The organism is Ramlibacter sp. P4_H7 (assembly GCF_056400765.1).
Genome location: NZ_JBFUKP010000003.1, coordinates 246,376 through 264,343, shown reverse-complemented (window position 1 = coordinate 264,343; position 17,968 = coordinate 246,376). Strand labels below are relative to the sequence as shown.

Sequence of the window (17,968 nt, the reverse complement as noted above, 5' to 3'; positions counted from 1 at the left end):
ATCTCCGTCAGGGCTGGTAGCCCGATTTCTGCACCACCGGCGCCCACTGCGCGCGGTACGCCTTGAGCATGGCCTGCGTCTGCGCCTGCGTGGACACCACGGGCGTCATCTGCGCGGCGAGAAACTTGCGCTGCGTGTCCGGGTCCTTCATCACGTCGGCGATGGCGGCGGCGTAGCGCTGCACGGCCGCGGCGGGCATGCTGGCCGGCGCGAAGAAGGCGTTCCAGCCGGTGGCCACCAGCGGCAGACCCGCCTCGCGGAAGGTGGGGATGTTCGGGGAGATGGTGTTGCGGGTCGCGCCCGAGCTGGCGAGGATGCGCACCTTGCCGGCCTCGTGCTGCGGCAGCACGCTCTCCAGCGTGTCGACCGACACCGGGACCTGCCCGCCGATCAGGTCTGTGATCAGCGGCGCCGAACCGCGATAACCCACCACCTGCGCCTTCACCCCCGCCTTCTCCGCCAGCATCAGCGCGACGAAGTGCGGCAGGCTGCCGGTGGCCGGCACGCCGAAGTTGGCCTGGCCTGGATTCGCGCGCAGCCAGGCGATGAGGTGCGAGAGCTCGCGCACCGGCACGGCACCCGCCACGGTCACCGCGAAGTCGTAGTCGTTGACGTGCGAGACCGCGACGAAGTCCCGGTCCGGGTCGTAGCCGTTGTCCTTGAGGACCAGCGGCGCCACCACCATCACGGCCGGGTTGGCGACCATCAGCACGTGCTGGCCCGGCGCCGCCGCCTTCACCTGCTGGGCCGCGAGCCGGCCGCCGGCGCCGGTCTTGTTCTCGACGATGACAGGCATGCCCAGCCGCGACTGCAGCTTCTCGCCGACGATGCGCGCGACGCGATCGGTGGCGCCGCCGGGTGCGAAGCCCGTGACGATGCGCAGGGTGTCCGGCGCCTGGGCGCGCAGCCCGCAGGCCGTGAACGCGAGCAGGGCGGTGGCGGTTCGTCGTTTCAAGAAAGGTCTCCAGTGGCCGCTCGTTCGCCGCCAGGACTCACTCTAGTTGCCCCACAATCAATTGTTCAAATCAATCATTCCCCGCGTAAACCCGCATGCCTGCATCCACCCTGCGCGAGCCGGCCGGCCTGGACGACCTGCTGCTGTACAAGCTCAGCCGCCTGCTGGCCGTCGGCGGAAGCATGGTGATCCGCCTGTGCGAAGGACGCTTCGGCATCACCCGGCGTGAATGGCGCGTGATCGCGCGGCTGGCGCAGGAACAGGAGCTGCTGTCCTCCGAGCTGGCCGACAGCATCCAGCTCGATCGCGCGCGCACGTCGCGGGCCGTCTCCTCGCTGGTGGCCAAGAAGCTGGTGCGCAGGCAGGCCGGACCCTCGGACCGGCGGCAGGCGCGGATCGCGCTGACCGACAAGGGCCGCTCGCTGCATGCATCGCTGTTTCCGCTGGTGTGCGAGATCAACCGCGGGCTGCTGGCGCCGCTGGCGGCGGCCGACGTGCGCCAGCTCGACGTGACGCTGGCCGCCCTGCAGGCGCAGGCCGATGCGATGGTGCAGGCCGCGCAACTGCCCAAGGCGGACCGACGCCGCGGCGCGCGGGCGCGGCTCGCGATGGGCTGACATGGGGAGGGACCCGGAGCTGGGAGTGCAGGCCGCGGCCTGGATGGCCCTGCGCGGCTGGCAGCCGTTCGCCTTCCAGCGCGAGGTGTGGGCGGCGGTGGACGAGGGCCGCAGCGGCATGCTGCACGCCACCACCGGCTCGGGCAAGACCTACGCGGTGTGGCTGGGCATGCTCGACGCGCTGCTGCGGCGGCATCCGCACGGACGCGGGGCCGAACCTTTGCGCGTGGTCTGGCTCACGCCGATGCGCGCCCTGGCGTCCGACACGACCAAGGCGCTGACCGAGCCGCTGCGCGAGCTCGCGCCGAACTGGACGATCGGCCTGCGCACCGGCGACACGCCCAGCGCCGAACGCGCGCGCCAGGACCGGCGCATGCCCACCGTGCTGGTGACCACGCCCGAGTCGCTGACGCTCATGCTCACGCGCGAGAACGCGCGCGACGAACTCTCGGGTGTGGAGTACGTGGTGATCGACGAGTGGCACGAGCTGATCGGCAGCAAGCGCGGGGTGCAGGCGCAGCTTGCGCTGGCGCGCTTGCGGCGTTTCCATCCGGGCCTCGTCACCTGGGGACTGAGCGCGACGCTCGGCAACCTGGAGGATGCGATGCACGTGCTGTGCGGGCCGGACCCCGAGCCTGCGCCGAAGCTGGTGCAGGGCCGCATCGACAAGACGCTGCTGATCGACACGCTGATCCCGCCTGACCCCGGCAAGTACTCCTGGGCCGGGCACCTGGGTGCGCGCATGCAGCAGCCGGTGGTGGAGGAGATCGCGCGCTCGGGCACCACGCTGGTCTTCACCAACGTGCGCTCGCAGGCGGAGATCTGGTACCAGCTGCTGCTGGAAGCGCGGCCGGACTGGGCGGGGCGCATCGCGCTGCACCACGGTTCGCTGGACAAGTCCACCCGCGAGTGGGTCGAGCAGGGCCTCAAGGAGGGCACGCTGCGCGCGGTGGTGGCGACCTCCTCGCTGGACCTGGGCGTGGACTTCCTGCCGGTGGAACGCGTGCTGCAGGTGGGGTCGGCCAAGGGCGTGGCGCGCATGATGCAGCGCGCCGGCCGCAGCGGCCACGCGCCGGGCCGGCCCAGCCGCGTGACGCTGGTGCCCACCAACACCATGGAGATCATCGAGGCGGCGGCGGCGCGCCGGGCCGCGCACGCCGGCCGGGTGGAGAAGCGCACGCCGCCGGCCAAGCCCTTCGACGTGCTGGTGCAGCACATCGTGACCGTTGCACTCGGCGGCGGGTTCACGCCGGATGACCTGTTCGCGGAAGTGACCACGGCCTGGTCCTACCGCACGCTCACCCGCGCCGAGTTCGACTGGACCATCGCCTTCTGCGAACGTGGCGGCGACAGCCTGGGCGCGTACCCGGAGTACCACCGCATCGTGCGCGACGAGGAAGGCGTGTTCCGCGTGAAGGACAAGGGCGTCGCCAAGCGCCATCGCCTGGGCGTGGGCACCATCGTGAGCGATGCGGCGATCCAGGTGAAATACCTCACCGGCGCCACCATCGGCACCATGGAGGAGGGCTTCATCGCGCGCCTGAAGCCGGGCGACCATTTCTTCTTCGCGGGCCGGCTGCTGGAGTTCGTGCGGGTGCGCGAGATGGCCGCCTACGTGCGCAAGGCGACCAAGAACAAGGGCACCGTGCCGACCTGGCAGGGCAGCAAGATGGCGCTTTCCACCGAGCTGAGCGACGCGGTGCTGGAGATGATGCAGGGCGCCGCGCGGGGCGATTTCCAGGAGCCGGAGCTGGAGGCGGCGCGCCCCATGCTGCTGACGCAGCAGCGGCTGTCGAAGATTCCCACGCCGGACACGCTGCTGGTGGAAGCCTTCCAGTCGCGCGAAGGCCAGCACCTGTACATCTATCCCTTCGCCGGCCGCAACGTGCACCTGGGCCTGGCGAGCCTGATCGCGTGGCGCCTCGCTCGCGAACATCCCAACACTTTCAGCATCTCGATCAACGACTACGGCTTCGAGCTGGTGAGCGCGGAGCCGTTCGACGTCGAACCCGTCACCAGCCAGCGTGTGTTCTCCGGGACCGACCTGCTGCACGACGTGCTGGCCTCGCTCAACTCCAGCGAGCTGGCGCAGCGGCGCTTCCGCGAGATCGCGCGCGTCGCGGGGCTGATTTCCACCGGTTACCCCGGCCAGAAGAAGAGCACGCGCCAGCTGCAGGCGTCCAGCGCGCTGTTCTACGAGGTGTTCCGCAAGTACGACGCAGGCAACCTGCTGCTGAACCAGGCGGAAAGCGAGGTGCTGAGCCAGGAGCTGGAACTGTCGCGGCTCGGCGGCACGCTGGAGCGCATGCGGGCACGCCGGCTCGTGTTCGCGCCGCTGCGGCATCCCAGCCCGATGAGCCTGCCGCTGATGGTGGAGCGCTTTCGCGAAAAGCTGTCCACCGAACAGCTGTCGCAGCGGCTGGACCGGATCCTGCGCGACATGGAGCGGGACGACGCGGCCTGAGTGCTCACCCGGCAGGTCTTGTTCTTGCGCGGCCCGTCAGCGAGGGCGGCCTGGACCGCCTCCGGCCTCGGGCATTTCCTAGTGTTCTCCTACACCGGCTTGCTCTGGCCGCGCACGGCTTGTCCATGACGGGGTGCCTAGAGTTCTCCCAACACACCAAGGAGCCGGCATGAACACGTCCCGCACCCGCACTGCCGCCATGGCGGCCTCGATGACGCTGCTGCTGGCGCTCGCCGCCTGCAGCGAACGCCTCGACCCCGGGCCGCCGGCGGACCAGGCCAGCGTGGAGATCAACCGCCAGGGCATGAAAGGCGCGAAGGATTCCAGCGAAGCCATCGGCGTGGCGCACAACACGAACGACGGCCAGCGCGAGGACGGGCGCCTGTCGCGGTTCTGGCGGGGCGCCTCGCCGCGCTCCTGAGGCACGCCGCGGGACCCGCGACGATCACAGTCCCGCAAGCCGCAAGCCGCAAGGCAACGAGCCGAGGGCCGCGCGTGCGGCCCTCCCTCTTGCCGTGCAGCGTGGGCTTCAGTGCGTGGCCGCCGGTTCCACCTTGCCCGTGGATGCGGTGCCTGCGGGCTTTCCGGCGTCCGCGGTTGCGACCGGCTGGGGCCCGCGCGCCGTCGACGGCGAGCGCGTCTCGCTGATCACGTCGTGCACGTAGCGCAGCTTCTGGAGCGCGCCCACCGACAGCGCGAACGGATAGGCGTCTTCCTGGCCGAGGCTGCGGTTGAGGCTGTTGACCAGCAGCGTCAGCGGCACCCATTGCTCCACCAGCGTGTCGAAGTCCGGCTGGCCGGTCTCCAGCGGGTTCAGGACCTCCTCGACGTCGCGGTCCTGGCCGGGCACCGTGAGCCGCATGTTGTGGGACGCGGCGGTTTCCAGCAGGTCCACCATGTGCAGGTAGTGCGCCCAGGTCTCGGCCCAGTCCTCCCACGGGTGCGCGCTCGCGTACTCGCTGACGAAGTGATCCTGCCAGTCGGGCAGCGTGCCGCCGCGTGCATAGTGGTCCTGCAAGGCCTGCCGGTAGTCCTGCTGCTCATCGCCGAACACGGCGCGGAACCCCTCCAGGCGCTGGCCTTCGTCGATCAGGCGGTCCCAGTAGTAGTGGCCCGATTCATGGCGGAAGTGGCCGAGCAGGGTGCGGTAGGGCTCGTGCATCTCCACCCGCCGGCGCACGCGCTCGGCTTCGTCCGCCTCCGACACGTTGAGCGTGACCACGCCCTGCGCGTGACCGGTCATCACGGGCTGACCGGGGAGATCTTCCAGGAACTCGAACACCGGGCCGTCGGCGTTGCCTTCGTGCGGGGCGGCCGCGACCAGGCCCAGCTTGCCCAGGGTGTAGAACAGCCGCCGCTTGGCGACCTCCAGCCGGTACCAGCGCTGCGGGTTCTCCGGCTTGGAGAGGTCCGGCAGCACGCGCGTGAGGCGGCAGGACACGCACAGGGGATTGGGGTCGTCCGCCGGCACCGCGAAGTTGCAGGCGTTCTGCGTGGTGTGGTTGTGGCAAAGCCGATAGCGCGCCGGGGAGGCCTTCCTGCCACGGGCGCGCGGGCGCCAGAGGGTGTCGTCGTTGCCCGGGGCCTTCTCGATCGCCGCCATGTTCAGGCGGTCGGGCAGGAAGGCCAGCGCGCTGTCGCACTGCAGGCACGTCACGTTCTCGAAGAAGATCGGGTTGCCGCAGTACTGGCAGTGGAATGTCTTCATGGTGTCCTGGGTTCCCCGGAAAGCAAAAAGGGCAGGCGCGCCGCTGGCCGCCTGCCCCATGGTCCGGACGGCGCGGCGCCGCCCGGAGCCTTGTGTGCTTACGGACGCACGACGAGGTTGTTGCGCACTTCACGCACGCCCTTGGTGGCGGCGGCGATGCGGCCGGCCGAGTCCTTCTCGGCCTGGGACTTGGCGAAACCGGACAGGGCCACGGTGCCATTGAGCGTGTCGACGTTGATCGACATGCCGCCCGTGCTCTTGTCCTCGAGCAGCTTGGCCTTCACCGTGGTGCTGATGGCGCGGTCGTCGACATAGGTGCCGGCGTCGGTCTGGCCGCGCATGACGGCGCAGCCGGAGGTGACCAGCGTGAGGCCGGTGAGGATTGCCAGTGCGATGGCGCGAGTCTGCTTCATATGAACTCCCTTCCTTGCGGATTTGCTTGTGATGTGGTGCGGGACTGCAAAAACGCGCACCGGGACCCGCACCGTACCTCCCGGTTCGCCGATTTCACTCAGGACGGTTGTGATCCTTTCGGTAGTCCGCCGCCGACATCGCAGCAGCGAACAGGTGCGACAGCTGCGACGACTTGAGCAGGGCCACCAGCAGCGTGGTCACCGAGATCAGGCGCCACGGCCGCGCGAAGGTGAGCGCCGCGCCAGTCAGCAGCGAGATGCCCAGCAGCTGCAGCGGCTTGCGGCGTGCGTATTCCTGCAGCAGCGGCGCGGCGAGGTCGGTCACCATGTGGGCCGGGTGGTAGCGCCACCAGGTCTTGACCCCATGCCGCAGGTGGCCGAACCAATCGGCGCCCGCGACCGGCGGCGGCAGGTCGTCCTCCGGGAAACCGAAGCCGTCGCTGAAAGGCTGGCCGGCCACTTCCTCGCGGGGATCGTGCCGACGCTGCCGCCGCGCGATCTGCTCGAGGATGGCCTGGCGATTGCGTGCCAGCCGGTCGGAAGCCTCAGACATGGGAGACCTCCCCCCTGCCGGAGCGCCGTGGGGTCCGCGGCTCGCCCTGAAGGGAGCAGCGAGCGCTGTCGTGCGGCCGTGCGCCGCTCATGAGCGCGCACCGATCCCGCGCAGCGTCTGCGCATCGGCATCGAGCTGCGCCTTCAGTTCGGTGAACGCCTTCTCCGGCAGGCGCTTGCGCGCCACCGTGAAGGCGGCGACGGAGACCACCAGCGGGATCAGCGGAACGAGAACGAACGCCCAATGGAACCGGTCCTGGATCGCGGCGAGCATCGCAGCCACGCCGGCGAGGATCAGGAACACCAGCGCGGCGGACAGCGTGATGGCCCAGGCGACCGCGCGCTTGGCGACTTCGCTGCCCACGGAGGAGGCTTCCTCCCGCATCAGCGACGCATAGCCGGCCACGTGTTCCATCACCAGCTCCGGCCTGGTGATCAGCACCGAGAAGATCGGATGCACCATGGGCGTCGGGCCTCAGAAGTAGCGGTTCTGGAGGTCGTTGCGGTGGCGCATGGCGATCACGATGCCCGCGACGGCGGCGCCGACTGCGGCCGCGATCAGCGCGGACTTCATCGGATGCTCGGACACGTAGCGGGTGCCCGCGCTGGCGTACTCGCCCATGTAGCGCTGGGCCGAGGACGCGCGATCGGACACGCCGGAGCGCAGGTCCTTCACCGTGCTGCTCGCGCGGTCCAGGGCGTCGGCGGCCAGGCGGCGGGTGCTGTCGAGTGTTTCGTTCATCATGTGCGGGTCCTCTTTTGTTGGGTGTGCGGGGTGCCTAGGTTCTGCGCATGAGGCCCATCAGGAAGGCGATGGCCGAGAGGCCGGCGAACACGAAGAACGCAGTCTTCGCGAGCTCCTCCGTCTCCGTCACGATGCCGCCGAACCCGAGCACCGCCGCGATCAGCGCGATGACCAGGAAGGCGACGGCGTAATGCAGCACGGGGGACTCCTCGATGAACCTTGGGCGCGCGGGCACGGGGGCTGTCCATGCCTGCGGCTAGCTTAGGCATACGGCCCGGCGCAACGATCAGGAGCGGGCCTGATCCGCTGTAGTCACGCGGGAGGCAAGCGATGTAGGACGGCGCCTACGCGCGGCCGGGATGCTTCACGCGGATGCCGGCGCCGGGGCGGGCGAGGGTGCCGCCGCGCCGGCCTTGGGCAGCATGGCCATGATCCGCGTGCCATTGCCGGGCTGCGAGGCCAGGCTCAAGCGACCCCCGGCCGCCTCCACGCGGTGGCGCATGCCGGCGAGCCCGTGCGTGGAGGCGTGCATGGAGTGCACGTCGAACCCCTTGCCGTTGTCGCGGATCTCCACTTCCACGTGGTTGCTGTAGTCGCGCACGCTGATGTCGACCTGGGTGGCCTCCGCGTACTTGCCCACGTTCGTCAGGGACTCCTGGACGATGCGGTAGACGGTGAGTTGCGCGGACTCCCCGAGCTCCACGGCTTCCAGGCTGGTCGCCACCTCGACGCCGGAGCGCTCGGAGAACTCGCGCGCCAGGATCTCCAGCGAAGGCGTGAGTCCCAGGTTGGCGAGGGAGGAGGGTCGCAGGTCCTCGATGATGCGGCGCTTCAGCGCGATCCCGCTGTTGAGGGCCTCCGTGAGGTGCTGCATGCGTTCCAGCACTTCGGGGCCTTGCGGTCCGAGCCTGGACTTCAGCCGGGCGACATCCAGCTTGGCGGCGGTGAGCAGCGCGCCGAGTTCGTCGTGCAGCTCGCGCGCCAGGTGGCCGCGTTCCTCCTCGCGCACCTGCTGCAGGTGGGTGGCCAGCTGCGCCAGGGAAGCCGTGCGCTCCCGCACCTGCCGCTCCAGCTGGTCGCGCTCCTGCTGCAGCGCCGCCTGCTGCTGTTCGCCCGCGCGCTTGAGCCGCGTGGTCTGGCGCAGGTACAGCGCGAAGGCGAGCAGCGCCGCGGCCGCGACGATGGCGATGCCCGCGCGCGCGCGCCGAAGCGTGCGCTGCACCTGGTCCTGCGCCAAAACCATGCGGTCGGTCGCGCTCTGGATCAGCTGTCCCGCCTCGCCGCGGATGGCATCCATGTGCTCCTTGCCGACGTCGGTGAGCAGCACGGACTTCCATGCGTCCTCGTTGCCCTGCTTGCGCATGCGCACCGACAGGTCCATCTCGGCGAGCTTGCGCTGCACGTTGCGCGTGAGCTGGCCGAGCACGGCGGCATCCGGCGCTTCCGCCGCATAGCTCTTGCGCAAGGAGTCGAGGTTCTGGCCGATCTCCGCGACCGCCGCGTCGTAGGGCTCCAGGTAGCGCGGGTCGCCGGTGAGCAGGTAGCCGCGCGATCCGGTCTCCGCATCCACCATGTGCAGCAGCAGGCGGCTCACCGCGTTGCGGATGCGCGTGTTCTCATCGATGCGATCGAGCGCCTGGGCCGACTGGTTGTAGCCGGTCTCGTTGATACCGATGAGCACCAGCGCTGCCAGCAGGGCAAGAATAAGACTGATCGCACCTCGGGACGAGGCAAAAGATGACAGTGGTTTCACCCGCGAGGCTCAACGGTCTGCATAAAATCCGGGCACGTCATGGCTCAAGGGTAGGCCATTTCCAACCGGAAGTGGGGCACAATGAATCAGCTTGGCGTAGAAGGTGAAGCATGATCAAAGTGGGCATTGTGGACGACCACGCCATTGTGCGGTCGGGCCTCAAACAGTTCTTTTCTGAACAGGTCGACCTGCGTGTCGTCGGTGAGGCGTCGAGCGGGCGCGAAGCCATCGATCTCGTGCGCACCACCGAAATGGACGTCCTGGTGATGGACCTCTCGATGCCGGGACAGAGCGGCATCGACGCGCTGGGCATGATCCGGGCGAAGGCACCCGACGTCGGCATCCTGATCCTCTCCGGCTATCCCGAAGAGCATTACGCGATGAACCTGATCCGGCAGGGCGCCAGCGGTTACCTGAACAAGGAATGCGAGCCGATGGAGATCGTCAACGCGATCCGCACCATCGCGCTGGGCCGCCGGTACATCTCGCCCGCGGTCGCCGAACTGCTCGCGCAGCAGCTCAACCGCAAGGAAGGCGGCGCGCCGCACGAGCAATTGTCGGAACGCGAATTCCAGGTGTTCCTCAAGCTCGCCAAGGGCGAGACCGCGGGCGACATCGCCAAGGCGCTGTCGCTGTCCGTGAAGACGGTGAGCACGTACCGCACGCGCCTGATGGAGAAGATGAACCTCTCCTCCAACAGCGACCTCACGTACTACGCGCTGAAGAACAAGCTGATCGACTGAAGCGTCAGCGCTGCCCGCCCAGCGCGAGGCAGTAGTCGACCAGGGCGTCGATCTCGTTCGACTTGTCGAACACCGCATCGGCGCCCATCTCCGCGCAGCGCTTGCGCATGTCGGGGGTCGCATAGTTGCTGAGGACCACGACGCGCTGGTCGCGGCTGCGGTCCTGGCAGGCTTCCAGCACGCCGAGCCCACTGCCTTGCTTGAGGAACAGGTCGACGATCGCCAGATCCCAGTCGCCCCGATGGGCCGCGAGCCACGCACGCGCGATGCCTTCCGCTTCGGCCCACCCAAGCGAACTCACTCCGGCGAGTTCCGCCAGCGTTTCGATCAGGTTCTCGCGGATGGTCGCGTTGTCTTCGACGATGTAGGTGCGCAGTTCCACGGGCTGGCGAGTGTGGCGCGGCTGCCGCCAGCCGCCGGTCCCCTCTGACCGCGGGCCATTGTGCCAGCGGGCCATCGCGCCACGGGTAGGATGGTTCCTACGAGCTCGGGTGTGGCGGACGACGTGCTGGACCGCAGCGTGCCGACTTCTCGCGCGGGCCGCAGCGGGCACACTGCGATGCAAGGGGCGAGCAGTTCCTGCCCCGCACGCACATGAAACCCGTTCTCCGATCCGTCATCGTCATCCTGGTCACGCTGTTCGCCGCGGCGCTCGTGGCGTTGGGCGAGCCGGGTGCGGCGGAGGTGCAGATGGCAGCGCAGAGCGCACCAACCGGCCAGGTGGTCGCCGCGCTGTTCGGCGCCGACGAGTGAGTCGTCAGGCGCCGCGCTGCGCGCAGACCGGGCAGGCGGCGTCACGGCGCACCCGCATTTCATTCCACTCCATCGTGCGGCCGTCGAGCATCTGAAGGCGGCCGGCCAGCGAGCTGCCAACGCCCGCGAGCAGGCGCAAGGCTTCCGAGGCCTGCATCGCCCCGATGATCCCCACCAGCGGCGCGAACACGCCCATGGTGGCGCAGCGTGTCTCCTCGAGCGACTGGTCCGGCGGGAACACGCAGGCGTAGCACGGGCTGTCCGCGCGCCGCGGGTCGAACACGCTGACCTGTCCGTCGAAGCGGATGGCGGCGCCGGACACCAGCGGCTTGCCATGCGCGAAGCAGGCGCGGTTGATGGCCTGGCGCGTCTCGAAGTTGTCGCAGCAGTCGATCACCACGTCGGCCTGCGGCACGAGTTCGTCCAGCGCCTGCGCATCCGCCTTCATCACGACGGGACGCACGAACACGTCAGGGTTGATCGCCGCAACCGCCTCGCGCGCGGACTGCGCCTTCGGCCGGCCGACGCGATCCAGGTTGTGCGCGATCTGCCGCTGCAGGTTGGTGAGGTCCACGGCATCGTGGTCCACGATCGTGATGCGGCCGACGCCCGCGGTGCCGAGGTACAGCACGACGGGCGAGCCCAAACCGCCGGCGCCGATGACGAGCGCGTGCGAGTCCAGCAGCCGCTGCTGGCCCTCCACACCTACTTCGTCGAGCAGGATGTGCCTGGAGTACCGAAGCAGCTGGTCGTCCGTCATGAGGCGATTTTCACTGCAAAAAGTCGGTCCGACTTTTTGCAGTGGTTTTGAACGGTGTGTGGAAGCCCGGCGGAGCCGGATCTTCCACACAGGTGGGACCGCGCTGCATGCTATTCCGCGCGATCCACGCAATGAAAAAGGCGGCCCAGAGGCCGCCATTTTTCAGGATGAAGGTGTCTAATTTTCCTTCTTCTCTTCCTTGTTCTCCACGACCTGGGTCTTGGAGATCACCACCGGCCGGCCCTTCAGCTGGTTCAGGGCCTGCACCAGTTGGAAGTCCTTTTCGTTGCCGAATTCGGGCACCTTGCGCTCGGACGGGCCCTTCTTGGCCTCTTCCTCGGCACGCTTGCGTGCTTCCTCGCGCGCCTTCTCGCGGGCCGCATCCTTCACTTCGGCACCCTGGCCGCTGTTGAGGTGCTTGTCCAGGTCGGCTTCGCGCGTGCGCAGCACGGAGAAGAGGTTGCCTTCCTCGGTCTCGTCGACCATCACGTCGGGCACGATGCCCTTGGCCTGGATCGACTTGCCGCTGGGCGTGTAGTAACGCGCCGTGGTCAGCTTCAGGCCGGTGTCGGGGCCCAGCGGGCGCACCGTCTGCACGGAGCCCTTGCCGAAGGTCTGGCTGCCCAGCACGATGCCGCGCTTGTGGTCCTGCAGGGCGCCGGCCACGATCTCGGAAGCGGAGGCGGAGCCTTCGTTCACCAGCACCACCAGCGGCACGTTCTTCAGCTGGGGCGGCAGGCGCTTGAGCGGGTCGGAACCGGCGCGGCGCTGGTAGAACTCCGGCGAGGCCTTGTACACGAACTTGCTCTCGGGCAGCTGGCCGTTGGTGGAGACCACGTTCACGTTCTCGGGCAGGAAGGCCGCGGAGACCGCCACTGCGGAATCCAGCAGGCCGCCCGGGTCGTTGCGCAGGTCGAGCACCAGGCCCTTCAGGTTGGGATCCTGCTTGTACAGCTCGTTGACCTTGTTGACGAAGTCGTCGACCGTGCGCTCCTGGAACTGCGACAGGCGAACCCATCCGTAGCCGGGCTCGATGACCTTGCCCTTGACCGACTGCGTCTTGATCTCCTCGCGGGTGATCGTCACCGGGAAGGTGCGGTTCTCATCCTTGCGGTAGATCGTGAGCATCACCTTGGTCTGGGGCTCGCCGCGCATGCGCTTGACGGCATCGGACAGCGACAGGCCCTTCACGGCGGTGTCGTCGATCTTGGTGATCAGGTCGCCGCTCTTCAGGCCGGCGCGGTAGGCGGGGGAGCCTTCGATCGGCGAGACCACCTTGACCAGCCCGTCTTCCTGCGAAATCTCGATGCCGACGCCGACGAAGCGGCCGGACGTTCCTTCGCGGAATTCCTTGAACGACTTCTTGTCGAAATACTGGGAATGCGGATCGAGGCTGGCGACCATGCCGGAGATGGCATCGGTGATCAGCTTCTTCTCGTCGACCGGCTCGACATAGTCGCTCTTGACCATGCTGAACACGGCCGCAAGCTGCTGCAGTTCCTCGAGCGGCAACGGGGCCAGGGAGCCACGGGCGACGGTTTGCAGGGAAACCGTGGTCAGCGCTCCGGCAAGGGCGCCTACGGAAATCCAGCCGGCAATCTTGAGTTTGTGGCTCATGGGGTTACGTTCCAAGGGTCCTCTCGACTTCAATATACACCTGAGAAACCTCTCTGACGCGGGGCTGGATCAGGGGTTCCCGGGACGGTGCCGGCGGCGTGTGAAAAAAACGCGATTCGGGCAGGAACCGTCCTACAGGGGACTTTGACGCGCGGCGGTCGCTTCAGCCTGCCTTGCCCTGGCTGGCCACCGCCGCGGCCGCTCGCGCCACGGCCTCGGCGTCTCCCAGATAGTAGTGGCGCAGCGGTCGCAGGTTTGCGTCCAGTTCGTAAACCAGTGGAATTCCGTTGGGAATGTTCAGTCCCACGATCTCCTGGTCGGAGATTCCGTCCAGGTACTTGACCAGGGCCCGGATGGAGTTGCCGTGGGCGGACACCAGGACCCGCTTGCCGGCGCGGATGGCGGGCGCCATGGCTTCGTTCCAGAACGGCAGGACCCGCGCCACCGTGTCCTTCAGGCACTCGGTCAGGGGGATTTCCTCCGGCTTCAGCCGCGCATAGCGGATATCCCCACGCTCGGACCGGGGATCCGCCGGATCGAGCGCGGGCGGCGGCACGTCGTAGCTTCGGCGCCAGACCAGGACCTGGTCCTCGCCGAACTTCTTGGCCATGTCCGCCTTGTTCAGCCCCTGCAGTGCACCGTAATGGCGCTCGTTCAGCCGCCAGGAGTGCGCCACGGGCAGCCAGGTGCGGTCCATTTCGTCCAGCACGTGCCACAGCGTGCGGGTGGCCCGCTTGAGGACGCTCGTGTAACAGAGGTCGAAGTCGTAGCCCTCCGTTTTCAGCAGGCGCCCGGCCTGGACGGCCTGTTCCAGCCCCAGCGGCGTCAGGTCCACGTCGGTCCAGCCGGTAAAGCGGTTTTCCAGGTTCCAGGTGGATTCGCCGTGGCGGATCAGGACGAGCTTGTGCATGGTCAGGCGCAGGTGAGGGAGAAACCCGGCATTCTAGAATTGCGGGCTGTCCGGAACCTTCCGGGCTGAAGAAGAAAGGTTGGAATGGATCTCTTGCCGTTTTTGCAGCACAACTGGGCCCTGGTGCTGATCGCCGTCGTGTCCGGCAGCCTGCTGCTGTGGCCCGGCATTGCCGCCGGGACCCGCGCCGGGCTGAGCCCGGGCGATGCCGTGCAACTGATCAACCGCGAACGCGCGGTGGTGGTGGACGTGAGCGAGGCGGACGAGTTCGCCGCCGGCCACATCACCGGCGCCCGCAACATCCCGGTGAACGACCTGGAGCGAAGGCTGCCCGAGGTGGTGAAGAACAAGGGTGTGCCCCTGATCCTGGTGTGCGCCACCGGCGCCCGGGCGCAGCGCTGCACGGCCAAGGCCAAAACCCTGGGGTACGAAAAGGCTGTCGTCCTGGGTGGCGGACTTCGCGCGTGGAAAGAAGCCAACCTCCCCGTCGAGAAATCCTGAACCCTCGCCACACTGGTCCCATGAAGCCCGTCAAGATGTACACCACGGCCGTTTGCCCCTACTGCATCCGTGCCAAGCAGATCCTCAAGTCCAAGGGCGTCGACGCGATCGAGGAGATCCGCATCGACATGCAGCCCGAGGAGCGCATGAAGATGATGGAGATCACCGGCCGCCGCACGGTGCCGCAGATCTTCATCGGCGACACCCACGTGGGCGGCTGCGACGACCTCGTCGCCCTGGACGGCCGGGGCGGCCTCTTGCCCCTGCTCAACGGCGCCGCCGGCTGAGCGCGCCACCGTCCGCCTGCCTGCGATAATCCGGGGCATCCCGCAATGCGCCCGCCGGCAGCGTCCCGGCGGGCCTTTTTTCATCCGCAACGAAGGCATTGGCCATGGCCGACAACAAAGAACCCGTATTCCAGATCCAGCGCGTCTACATGAAGGAAGCGTCGCTGGAACAGCCGAACTCCCCGGCCATCCTGCTGGAGCAGGAACAGCCCACCGTGGACATCCAGCTGGGCGTGGAAGCGCAGCAGGCCGTCGACGGCGTGTTCGAAGTCGCCGTGTCGGCGACGGTAACGACCAAGATCAAGGACCGCACGGTGTTTCTGGTCGAGGTGAAGCAGGCCGGCATCTTCGAGATCCGCAACGTGCCCGCCGACCAGATGCAGGCCGTGATGGGCATCGCCTGCCCGCAGATCGTCTATCCGTACCTGCGTGCCAACGTGTCCGACATCGTGACGCGCGCGGGCTTCCCGCCGGTGCACCTGGCCGAGATCAACTTCCAGGCGATGTACGAGCAGCAGCAGGCGCAGCAGGGCCAGCAGGCGCCCCAGGGCTCCGGCATCATCACCTCCGCCTGAACGCCGCGGCGCACGCAGCCCATGGACATCCTGGTGCTCGGGGCCGGTGCCTGGGGCACGGCGCTCGCCATCAGCGCGGGCGCGCGGCACCGCGTCACCCTGTGGGCGCGTGACGCAGCCCAGGCGGCGGCGATCGCGGCACGCCGCGAAAACGTCCATTACCTCGCCGGCTTTGGCCTTCCACCGGGCGTGACGGTTGCCTCGCCGCAAGCCGGCGACGTTGCCGCGCTGGCCCAGCGGCACGACCTGGTGATCGTCGCCACCCCGATGGCGGGGCTGCGCGAGGTGCTCACCGCGCTGCGCGGCTGCACGCGTCCCGTGGCCTGGCTTTGCAAGGGCTTCGAACTGCCGGCTTCGCAGCCCTACGGCCTGCTGGGCCACGAGATCCGGGCCGAAGTGGCCCCCACGCTGGCGGCCGGCGTGCTCAGCGGACCCAGCTTCGCGCAGGAAGTCGCCCAGGGCCGGCCGACCGCGCTGGTGGCCGCCAGCGATGCGGCGGCCGTGCGCGACGCCCTGGTGGCGGCCTTCCACGGACCCGCGATGCGCGTGTACGCCACCGAGGACCTGCCCGGGGTCGAGGTGGGCGGCGCGGTCAAGAACGTGCTCGCCATCGCCACCGGGCTGTGCGACGGGCTCGCGCTGGGCCTCAATGCCCGCGCGGCGCTGATCACCCGCGGCCTGGCCGAGATGACGCGCCTGGGGCTGGCACTGGGCGCACGCGCCGAAACCTTCATGGGGCTGTCGGGGCTGGGAGACCTCGTGCTGACGGCCACCGGCGATCTCAGCCGCAACCGCCGCGTGGGATTGCTGCTGGCCGAAGGCCGGACGCTGCAGCAGGCGGTCGATTCGCTCGGCCATGTGGCCGAGGGCGTGTACAGCGCGCGCACCGTGGTCGAGCGTGCGCGCCGGCTGGGCGTGCGGATGCCTATCGCCGATGCGGTGGTCGACCTGCTGGACGGACGCCAGTCTCCGGCCGAGGCGGTGGCGACGCTCATGGGCCGCGACCCCGCAGCAGAATATTCCTAGCGTTACCTAGGGACCTTCCCGCCCCTGTGCGGGGTGGGTGCTCGGCGAGACTGTGGCCTCCCACAACAACGGAGATCCCCATGCGCCGTCTTCACGTCCTCACCGCCACCGCGTCCGTCCTCCTGCTGGCTGCCTGCGCCGGCGGCATGGGCATGGGCGGGGGCGGCAGCAACAACATGAGCTTCTTCGTCACCAGCAGCAACCCGGGCAAGGGTGCCGACTTCGGCGGCCTCGCGGGAGCGGACCAGTACTGCCAGTCGCTGGCCAGTGCGGCCGGCGCCGGCGGCAAGACCTGGCGCGCCTACCTGAGCGCCACCGGCGCCACGCCGGTGAACGCGCGCGACCGCATCGGCCGCGGCCCCTGGTACAACGCCAAGGGCACGATGGTCGCGGCGAACGTCGACGAACTGCACGGGACGAACCAGCTGTCCAAGGTCACGGCGCTGACCGAGAAAGGGGAGGGGGTCATGGGCCGGGGCGATGCGGTGAACATGCACGACGTGCTGACCGGCTCCACGCCCGACGGGCGCGCCACCGCGGGCGGCACTGCCGACACCACCTGCGGCAACTGGACCAAGGGCGGTGATGGCTCGGCGATCGTCGGCCACCACGACCGGACCGGCCTGGACGAATCGGCCCCCGCGAAGTCCTGGAACTCGTCGCACGCCTCGCGCGGCTGCAGCCTGGCTTCGCTCAAGGCCACCGGCGGCGACGGCCGCCTGTACTGCTTCGCGGCCAACTGAGGCCGCGGCGCCGCGCGCTCCGGCCTCCGGCCGGAACAGCGCTCAGGCGATCGTCTTCATCGCGTTGCGCAGCTCGTCGAGATTGGCCGGGCGCGTGACGCGGGCGAGTTCCCGGCCGTCCTTCAGGAACACCAGGGTCGGCCACAGCTTCACCCGGAAGCTGCGGCCCAGCGGCCGGCCGGGGCCGTCCTCCACCTTGATGTGGCGCAGGCCGGGATGGGACGCGAAAGCGCCCGCGATCAGCGGCTGCGCCGCCCGGCACCAGCCGCACCAGCCGGTGCCGAACTCCAGCACGGTGGCTCCAGCCAGCGCATCCACTTCGTCACGCGTGGGCGCGCTCGTCGCGTAGCTCGTTTCCATGGCTCCATTGTCGGGCCGGCGGCGACCGTCCGCCGTCGGAGGCCCCCGACGGGGCCTGTCGGAGGCGCTGGCTAATCCAGGACCAGCTGCGTCTGGGTGACCACCGAGCAGAGCTTGCCTTCGGCGTTGCGGATGGTGGTCTGCCAGACCATGGTGGTGCGGCCGCGGTGCAGGGCCACGCTCTCGCCCGTCACGATGGTGTCGACCTTCGCGCCGCCGATGAACTTGGTGCTGGAATCGGTGGTGGTGGTCCGCTTGCCCTGCGGCAGGTTCAGCACCGTGCCCACCGCGCCCAGCGTGTCGGCAAACGCCATGTGCGCGCCGCCGTGCAGGATGCCGCCGGCGGTGCAGAGCTCGGGGCGGACGCGCATGGTCGCGACCACCCGTTCCGGTGTCGCCTCGGTGAGCTGCACCCCCATCAAGCCGGGAAAGAGCGGGTGCAGCAGTTTCTGCAGCTGGTCCAGGTTCATGCACGGTCCTCCGGCC

24 protein-coding genes are annotated in these 17,968 nt (G+C 68.8%); 10 read left to right on the top strand and 14 right to left on the bottom strand.

From position 1 onward, the window contains the following. Positions 1-7: 7 nt before the first annotated feature. Complete coding sequence (locus AC1DSA_RS06435) at positions 8-931, bottom strand: tripartite tricarboxylate transporter substrate-binding protein (RefSeq protein WP_477887437.1); 924 nt, start codon at positions 929-931, stop codon at positions 8-10. Positions 932-1,050: 119 nt separating this feature from the next. Here AC1DSA_RS06435 and AC1DSA_RS06430 point away from each other — a divergent pair, with 119 nt between their 5' ends. The 3 genes from AC1DSA_RS06430 to AC1DSA_RS06420 all read left to right on the top strand — a co-directional run bounded on the left by AC1DSA_RS06430 (position 1,051) and on the right by AC1DSA_RS06420 (position 4,457). Next, positions 1,051-1,572, top strand: a complete 522-nt coding sequence (locus tag AC1DSA_RS06430; protein ID WP_477887212.1) for a MarR family winged helix-turn-helix transcriptional regulator — start codon at positions 1,051-1,053, stop codon at positions 1,570-1,572. Position 1,573: 1 nt separating this feature from the next. Further along, complete coding sequence (locus AC1DSA_RS06425; RefSeq protein ID WP_477887210.1) at positions 1,574-4,036, top strand: ligase-associated DNA damage response DEXH box helicase; 2,463 nt, start codon at positions 1,574-1,576, stop codon at positions 4,034-4,036. Between the two features lie 169 nt (positions 4,037-4,205). Then, positions 4,206-4,457, top strand: coding sequence for a hypothetical protein (locus AC1DSA_RS06420; protein ID WP_477887208.1), 252 nt, complete (start codon positions 4,206-4,208; stop codon positions 4,455-4,457). Positions 4,458-4,565: 108 nt separating this feature from the next. On the opposite strand, the gene AC1DSA_RS06415 is transcribed toward AC1DSA_RS06420, so the two are convergent. The 7 genes from AC1DSA_RS06415 to AC1DSA_RS06385 all read right to left on the bottom strand — a co-directional run bounded on the left by AC1DSA_RS06415 (position 4,566) and on the right by AC1DSA_RS06385 (position 9,198). Continuing rightward, positions 4,566-5,744, bottom strand: a complete 1,179-nt coding sequence (locus AC1DSA_RS06415) for a zinc-binding metallopeptidase family protein (protein WP_477887207.1) — start codon at positions 5,742-5,744, stop codon at positions 4,566-4,568. A gap of 98 nt (positions 5,745-5,842) precedes the next feature. Further along, positions 5,843-6,157 carry a BON domain-containing protein gene (locus AC1DSA_RS06410; RefSeq protein WP_477887205.1) on the bottom strand — a complete coding sequence of 105 codons (315 nt, stop codon included), beginning with the start codon at positions 6,155-6,157 and terminating at the stop codon, positions 5,843-5,845. A gap of 94 nt (positions 6,158-6,251) precedes the next feature. Beyond that, the gene (locus AC1DSA_RS06405; RefSeq protein ID WP_477887203.1) at positions 6,252-6,710 is read right to left on the bottom strand and encodes a hypothetical protein; all 459 of its coding nucleotides are present in this window, start codon (positions 6,708-6,710) and stop codon (positions 6,252-6,254) included. An 87-nt stretch (positions 6,711-6,797) separates the two neighbouring features. Continuing rightward, complete coding sequence (locus AC1DSA_RS06400) at positions 6,798-7,172, bottom strand: hypothetical protein (RefSeq protein WP_477887201.1); 375 nt, start codon at positions 7,170-7,172, stop codon at positions 6,798-6,800. A 12-nt stretch (positions 7,173-7,184) separates the two neighbouring features. Beyond that, entirely contained in the window at positions 7,185-7,451 is a 267-nt protein-coding gene (locus AC1DSA_RS06395) for a hypothetical protein (protein ID WP_477887199.1), read from the bottom strand. Between the two features lie 37 nt (positions 7,452-7,488). Then, on the bottom strand, positions 7,489-7,653 hold the full coding sequence (locus AC1DSA_RS06390) for a DUF1328 domain-containing protein (RefSeq protein WP_477887197.1): 165 nt from the start codon (positions 7,651-7,653) through the stop codon (positions 7,489-7,491). A 165-nt stretch (positions 7,654-7,818) separates the two neighbouring features. Beyond that, entirely contained in the window at positions 7,819-9,198 is a 1,380-nt protein-coding gene (locus AC1DSA_RS06385) for a CHASE3 domain-containing protein (protein WP_477887435.1), read from the bottom strand. A 119-nt stretch (positions 9,199-9,317) separates the two neighbouring features. On the opposite strand from AC1DSA_RS06385, the gene AC1DSA_RS06380 reads away from it, so the two are divergent. Further along, the gene (locus AC1DSA_RS06380; RefSeq protein WP_193678111.1) at positions 9,318-9,950 is read left to right on the top strand and encodes a response regulator; all 633 of its coding nucleotides are present in this window, start codon (positions 9,318-9,320) and stop codon (positions 9,948-9,950) included. 4 nt (positions 9,951-9,954) lie between these two features. Here AC1DSA_RS06380 and AC1DSA_RS06375 read toward each other — a convergent pair whose 3' ends face one another. Beyond that, positions 9,955-10,332: a response regulator gene (locus AC1DSA_RS06375; protein WP_477887195.1), complete on the bottom strand. Its 378-nt coding sequence runs from the start codon at positions 10,330-10,332 to the stop codon at positions 9,955-9,957. Positions 10,333-10,544: 212 nt separating this feature from the next. Between AC1DSA_RS06375 and AC1DSA_RS06370 the strand changes: the two genes are divergently transcribed. Further along, positions 10,545-10,703 carry a hypothetical protein gene (locus AC1DSA_RS06370; protein WP_477887193.1) on the top strand — a complete coding sequence of 53 codons (159 nt, stop codon included), beginning with the start codon at positions 10,545-10,547 and terminating at the stop codon, positions 10,701-10,703. 4 nt (positions 10,704-10,707) lie between these two features. Here AC1DSA_RS06370 and AC1DSA_RS06365 read toward each other — a convergent pair whose 3' ends face one another. From AC1DSA_RS06365 to gpmA, 3 genes are all read right to left on the bottom strand, one after another. Next, positions 10,708-11,463 carry a HesA/MoeB/ThiF family protein gene (locus AC1DSA_RS06365; RefSeq protein WP_477887191.1) on the bottom strand — a complete coding sequence of 252 codons (756 nt, stop codon included), beginning with the start codon at positions 11,461-11,463 and terminating at the stop codon, positions 10,708-10,710. 177 nt (positions 11,464-11,640) lie between these two features. Next, on the bottom strand, positions 11,641-13,080 hold the full coding sequence (locus tag AC1DSA_RS06360; RefSeq protein WP_477887189.1) for a S41 family peptidase: 1,440 nt from the start codon (positions 13,078-13,080) through the stop codon (positions 11,641-11,643). 163 nt (positions 13,081-13,243) lie between these two features. After that, complete coding sequence (gpmA, locus tag AC1DSA_RS06355) at positions 13,244-13,990, bottom strand: 2,3-diphosphoglycerate-dependent phosphoglycerate mutase (RefSeq protein WP_477887187.1); 747 nt, start codon at positions 13,988-13,990, stop codon at positions 13,244-13,246. A gap of 93 nt (positions 13,991-14,083) precedes the next feature. Here gpmA and AC1DSA_RS06350 point away from each other — a divergent pair, with 93 nt between their 5' ends. The 5 genes from AC1DSA_RS06350 (at position 14,084) to AC1DSA_RS06330 (ending at position 17,122) form a co-directional block, all read left to right on the top strand. Then, on the top strand, positions 14,084-14,491 hold the full coding sequence (locus AC1DSA_RS06350; protein ID WP_477887433.1) for a rhodanese-like domain-containing protein: 408 nt from the start codon (positions 14,084-14,086) through the stop codon (positions 14,489-14,491). A gap of 20 nt (positions 14,492-14,511) precedes the next feature. Further along, positions 14,512-14,778: a glutaredoxin 3 gene (gene grxC, locus AC1DSA_RS06345; protein ID WP_477887185.1), complete on the top strand. Its 267-nt coding sequence runs from the start codon at positions 14,512-14,514 to the stop codon at positions 14,776-14,778. Positions 14,779-14,882: 104 nt separating this feature from the next. Continuing rightward, positions 14,883-15,353 carry a protein-export chaperone SecB gene (gene secB / locus AC1DSA_RS06340; protein ID WP_477887183.1) on the top strand — a complete coding sequence of 157 codons (471 nt, stop codon included), beginning with the start codon at positions 14,883-14,885 and terminating at the stop codon, positions 15,351-15,353. A 21-nt stretch (positions 15,354-15,374) separates the two neighbouring features. Further along, a complete protein-coding gene (locus AC1DSA_RS06335) occupies positions 15,375-16,379 on the top strand; it encodes an NAD(P)H-dependent glycerol-3-phosphate dehydrogenase (RefSeq protein WP_477887181.1) in 1,005 nt (334 codons plus the stop codon). A gap of 80 nt (positions 16,380-16,459) precedes the next feature. Continuing rightward, positions 16,460-17,122 (top strand): hypothetical protein, encoded by a 663-nt coding sequence (locus AC1DSA_RS06330; RefSeq protein ID WP_477887179.1) that lies wholly within the window; start codon positions 16,460-16,462, stop codon positions 17,120-17,122. A 42-nt stretch (positions 17,123-17,164) separates the two neighbouring features. Here the strand turns inward: AC1DSA_RS06330 and AC1DSA_RS06325 are convergent, their stop codons facing one another. Together AC1DSA_RS06325 and AC1DSA_RS06320 are read right to left on the bottom strand one after the other, a co-directional pair. Continuing rightward, entirely contained in the window at positions 17,165-17,482 is a 318-nt protein-coding gene (locus tag AC1DSA_RS06325) for a thioredoxin family protein (RefSeq protein ID WP_477887177.1), read from the bottom strand. A 71-nt stretch (positions 17,483-17,553) separates the two neighbouring features. After that, a complete protein-coding gene (locus tag AC1DSA_RS06320) occupies positions 17,554-17,952 on the bottom strand; it encodes a PaaI family thioesterase (protein WP_477887175.1) in 399 nt (132 codons plus the stop codon). Between the last annotated feature and the right edge of the window lie 16 nt (positions 17,953-17,968).

Coding starts and splice junctions, on each gene's coding strand:
- AC1DSA_RS06430 (WP_477887212.1), top strand. CDS start 1,051: ATGCCTGCATCCACCCTGCGCGAGCCGGCCGGCCTGGACGACCTGCTG.
- AC1DSA_RS06425 (WP_477887210.1), top strand. CDS start 1,574: ATGGGGAGGGACCCGGAGCTGGGAGTGCAGGCCGCGGCCTGGATGGCC.
- AC1DSA_RS06420 (WP_477887208.1), top strand. CDS start 4,206: ATGAACACGTCCCGCACCCGCACTGCCGCCATGGCGGCCTCGATGACG.
- AC1DSA_RS06415 (WP_477887207.1), bottom strand. CDS start 5,744: ATGAAGACATTCCACTGCCAGTACTGCGGCAACCCGATCTTCTTCGAG.
- AC1DSA_RS06410 (WP_477887205.1), bottom strand. CDS start 6,157: ATGAAGCAGACTCGCGCCATCGCACTGGCAATCCTCACCGGCCTCACG.
- AC1DSA_RS06405 (WP_477887203.1), bottom strand. CDS start 6,710: ATGTCTGAGGCTTCCGACCGGCTGGCACGCAATCGCCAGGCCATCCTC.
- AC1DSA_RS06400 (WP_477887201.1), bottom strand. CDS start 7,172: ATGGTGCATCCGATCTTCTCGGTGCTGATCACCAGGCCGGAGCTGGTG.
- AC1DSA_RS06395 (WP_477887199.1), bottom strand. CDS start 7,451: ATGAACGAAACACTCGACAGCACCCGCCGCCTGGCCGCCGACGCCCTG.
- AC1DSA_RS06380 (WP_193678111.1), top strand. CDS start 9,318: ATGATCAAAGTGGGCATTGTGGACGACCACGCCATTGTGCGGTCGGGC.
- AC1DSA_RS06370 (WP_477887193.1), top strand. CDS start 10,545: ATGAAACCCGTTCTCCGATCCGTCATCGTCATCCTGGTCACGCTGTTC.
- AC1DSA_RS06365 (WP_477887191.1), bottom strand. CDS start 11,463: ATGACGGACGACCAGCTGCTTCGGTACTCCAGGCACATCCTGCTCGAC.
- AC1DSA_RS06360 (WP_477887189.1), bottom strand. CDS start 13,080: ATGAGCCACAAACTCAAGATTGCCGGCTGGATTTCCGTAGGCGCCCTT.
- gpmA (WP_477887187.1), bottom strand. CDS start 13,990: ATGCACAAGCTCGTCCTGATCCGCCACGGCGAATCCACCTGGAACCTG.
- grxC (WP_477887185.1), top strand. CDS start 14,512: ATGAAGCCCGTCAAGATGTACACCACGGCCGTTTGCCCCTACTGCATC.
- secB (WP_477887183.1), top strand. CDS start 14,883: ATGGCCGACAACAAAGAACCCGTATTCCAGATCCAGCGCGTCTACATG.
- AC1DSA_RS06335 (WP_477887181.1), top strand. CDS start 15,375: ATGGACATCCTGGTGCTCGGGGCCGGTGCCTGGGGCACGGCGCTCGCC.
- AC1DSA_RS06330 (WP_477887179.1), top strand. CDS start 16,460: ATGCGCCGTCTTCACGTCCTCACCGCCACCGCGTCCGTCCTCCTGCTG.
- AC1DSA_RS06325 (WP_477887177.1), bottom strand. CDS start 17,482: ATGGAAACGAGCTACGCGACGAGCGCGCCCACGCGTGACGAAGTGGAT.
- AC1DSA_RS06320 (WP_477887175.1), bottom strand. CDS start 17,952: ATGAACCTGGACCAGCTGCAGAAACTGCTGCACCCGCTCTTTCCCGGC.